Origin of the sequence: Gelidibacter sp. (assembly GCF_039916245.1) — a bacterium.
Taxonomy (GTDB): domain Bacteria; phylum Bacteroidota; class Bacteroidia; order Flavobacteriales; family Flavobacteriaceae; genus Gelidibacter.
Map to the genome: position 1 here is coordinate 1 of NZ_JBDSLS010000063.1, position 2863 is coordinate 2863.

At 37.2% G+C, this 2863-nt stretch carries 2 protein-coding genes and 1 pseudogene; 2 read left to right on the forward strand and 1 reads right to left on the reverse strand.

Features of this window, described 5'->3' with window-relative positions; translation table 11 throughout:
- Both ABIQ28_RS03270 and ABIQ28_RS03275 read left to right on the forward strand, forming a co-directional pair.
- The coding region (locus tag ABIQ28_RS03270; protein ID WP_348035323.1) for a magnesium transporter at nt 1-435 on the forward strand (435 nt) is incomplete at its 5' end.
- A gap of 237 nt (nt 436-672) precedes the next feature.
- Nucleotides 673-2190 (forward strand): pyruvate kinase, encoded by a 1518-nt coding sequence (locus ABIQ28_RS03275; RefSeq protein WP_348035324.1) that lies wholly within the window; start codon nt 673-675, stop codon nt 2188-2190.
- 167 nt (nt 2191-2357) lie between these two features.
- Here ABIQ28_RS03275 and ABIQ28_RS03280 read toward each other — a convergent pair.
- Nucleotides 2358-2863 (reverse strand): annotated as a pseudogene (locus ABIQ28_RS03280) (30S ribosomal protein S12 methylthiotransferase RimO); the annotation flags it as partial.

Below are 2863 nucleotides of genomic sequence, written 5' to 3' on the forward strand. Positions count from 1 at the left end.
GGTTTTGAAGATATTATTCAATCCTTCGTTGCCTTGGTATTCTTTTTACCCTTACTGATTGATAGTGGTGGTAATGCAGGTTCGCAATCGGCCACCCTTATGATTCGTTATTTAGCCTTGGGCGAAATTCAAATCTCCGACTGGTATAAATTAATTGGAAGAGAACTTTTAGTGTCCTTCTTATTAGGAATAACTATGGCAGCAAGTATCGCGCTAGTCGCAAGCTTTAGGGCTCCAGAAATCATTGTAGTGGTTTGTATTGCTATGGTTTTAAACGTGATGCTAGGCAGTTTAATTGGATTGATTTTACCCTTTATATTTACCAAGTTAAAAATAGACGCCGCTACGGCGAGTGCGCCATTGGTTACAAGTCTTTGTGATATTTGTGGTGTATTGATTTACTTTTCTATCGCTTCCAAATTATTAGTAATGTAAATTATACATATCCGTTTTTTGTCATATAACTGAAGATATCTGAGAACAGATTTAAGAAATCTGCGGGAAATAAAATAGGAGACATAAGTACACTTCGGTGTTCATAAATTTCAATCTATAACATAATAAAGCAGTCAAAACATGATTTAAATTATTGATTTTAAGGCCTAGAATGTTTAAATTGGTTCTCGCCTTATGGTCAGTAAGGCGAGAACATTTTATAACGAAAAAAATTTGATGAATCTGAAAAAACTAGAGAAAGGACTTGAAAAGATTTACGAGTCGCTTTTAAGCCATAGCCCTGAAAACAATACTAATCTCACTGTTGACCCACGCTACGCCGAAAGCGCCATTAATTTATATAGATACCTGGTACTTAGAAGCATGGATATCCGAAAAATACAGGGATACCTGTCCGAACTTGGAATATCGTCATTGGGCAGCGGTGCAGGCTACACCCTTTCAAACGTTTCAAACGCCCTAATGTTGATAAAACTGCTTCGAGGTATCTCATGGGAAAAAGACCAAAACATCACTACCATTGGCTATTTTGGGAGTCAAAAGCTTTTGCAGGAACATGTCAACGCCCTTTTTAAATCTAATAAGAAAGCACATTCTACTGAGATTATGGTTACTATGCCAGACGAAGCTGCTGACAATTCAGAATTATTGAAAGACTTGATACAATCGGGAATGAACATAGCCCGTATAAATCTTAGTCATGGTGACGTGTCTTTATGGAAAAAAATGCTGACTAATATACATGCTGTAAGTGAAACATTGGAACAGCCTGTTAAAATATACATGGATTTACCAGGCCCTAAAATTAGGATTGCCGAGATTTTTTCCCATAATAAAAAAGACGAAAAATGGAAAACTAAAAGTAGCCTGAATGTACTGGATGGAGATTTCATGTATCTTAAAAAGGAAGATAATCTCAACACAATGGTGCTTGCTGATAACACAAATGAACTCCCACAAATAACCGTAACACTATCACAAATTATAGATGATCTTGAGATAGGACATAGAGTATTTTTTGATGATGGTGCCATAGAAGCAGTCGCAGTTTCTAAAACTACTGACAAGATTCGTATTCTAATAAAAAAGGCACATAAAACATCACTGAAACTGGACAAGGGCATTAACCTTCCTGACACTTCTCTTACCTTACCTTCCTTGACTCCTGATGACATTGAATTGCTTCCTTTTGTAAGTAAACATGCGGATATGCTCGGCTATTCTTTTGTCAGAAAGGCCGCTGATGTTACCCAACTTTATAATGAACTTGATAAATTAGACAACACTTCCTGTGGCGTTGTATTCAAAATAGAAAATAAGGAAGCTTTTGAAAACCTACCTCTAATTCTTTTTGAAGCCATGAAAAATAGGAATATCGGCGTCATGATTGCAAGGGGCGATCTTGCTGTAGAAGTAGGTTTTGATCGAATTTCAGAGGTGCAAGATCAAATCCTACTTTTGTGTGAAGCAGCACATATACCAGTGATATGGGCGACACAGGTATTAGATAATTTAGCCAAAAAAGGAATAGCCACAAGAGCAGAAATTTCGGATGCTACTATAAGTGGTCAAGCCGAATGTGTCATGCTTAACAAAGGCCCCCATATTACTGAAGCAGTAAAAGTGCTAGCCAACATTTTAAAACGCATGAGTAGGCACAAACTTAAAAAGAAACCGATACTCAGAGCTTTAGATGTGGCCAAAAACAGTCTATCTAAAATTAATGAAAATTGATTTTAGCACAATAACACTCTGCCAATTGCCAGACTATCGGAGTTTTTGTTCAAGTAGAAGGTACACGAATTAGGTGCTTCGATGATATAAAAAAGACCTGAGTGCACAACTTTTGCATTCAGGTCTTTTTTATGTAGTATATTTTAAAGCTGTACGAGCAATAACGCTTAAGACGTTACGACTTCAGCGTAAAGATCGAAATCTTCAGCTTCAGTAATTTTTACCGTGGCGAATTCGCCAGTTTTCAAATAGATTTTCGAGGCATCAATAAGCACTTCGTTATCGACATCTGGAGAGTCAAATTCGGTACGGCCAACAAAATATTCGCCTTCTTTTCTATCAATAACGACTTTAAAAGTTTGTCCTAGTTTGGTTTGGTTCAATTCCCAAGAAATTTGCGACTGGAGTTCCATAATCTCATTGGCGCGTTGGATTTTGACTTCTTCTGGCACATCATCTTCCAAATTAAAGGCATGTGTATTTTCTTCATGCGAATAGGTAAAACAGCCCAAACGTTCGAAACGCATGTCCGAAACCCATTGTTTCAATTCCTGAAAATCTTCATCAGTTTCTCCAGGATAACCAACGATTAAGGTGGTTCTGATTGTCATTTCTGGAACTGTTTTTCTAAATTCCTTGATAAGATTGGTCGTTTTTTCCTTCGTGGTTCCAC